This window comes from bacterium (assembly GCA_023150945.1).
Taxonomy (GTDB): Bacteria; Zhuqueibacterota; Zhuqueibacteria; order Zhuqueibacterales; family Zhuqueibacteraceae; genus Coneutiohabitans.
This window is the reverse complement of record JAKLJX010000099.1, coordinates 1-566: the sequence shown is the minus strand read 5'-3', so window position 1 is coordinate 566 and position 566 is coordinate 1. Positions and strand designations below refer to the sequence as shown.

The window sequence follows — 566 nt, the reverse complement described above, 5'->3', positions numbered from 1 at the left end:
GTGTTCATCGGCATCGCGTCGAGCGACTACGCGCTCATCAGCCTCGCCGACCCCGAGCGCGCCGACGCCTACAGCGGCACGGGCAACGCCCACAGCATCGCCGCCAACCGCCTGAGCTACCTCCTCGACCTGCGCGGGCCGTCCGTCGCCGTCGACACGGCCTGCTCGTCGTCGTTGGTGGCGCTGCACCTCGCCTGCCAGGCCCTGCGCGCCGGGGAGATCCGCTGCGCCATCGTCGGCGGCGTCAACCTCCTGCTCTCGCCCCAGGCCACGAACGCCTTCGCCCGGGCGAACATGCTCGCCGCCGATGGCCGCTGCAAGACCTTCGACGCCGCCGCAGACGGCTACGTGCGCGGCGAGGGCTGCGGCGTGGTCGTGCTGGAGCGTGTGTCCACCGCTCAAGAGCGCGGCGACCGCATCCACGCGCTGATCCGGGGCACGGCGGTCAACCAAGATGGCCGCTCCAACGGCCTCACCGCGCCCAACGGCCCGTCGCAGCAGGCCGTCATCCGAAGCGCGCTCGCGCAGGCCAACCTCGCCCCCGCCGACATCGATTACATCGAGGC

General features: G+C 72.3%; 1 protein-coding gene. It reads left to right on the top strand.

Translation table 11 applies throughout. The annotated features are described in order from the left end of the window. The coding region (locus tag L6R21_28225; GenBank protein MCK6563092.1) for a polyketide synthase at positions 1 to 566 on the top strand (566 nt) is incomplete at both ends.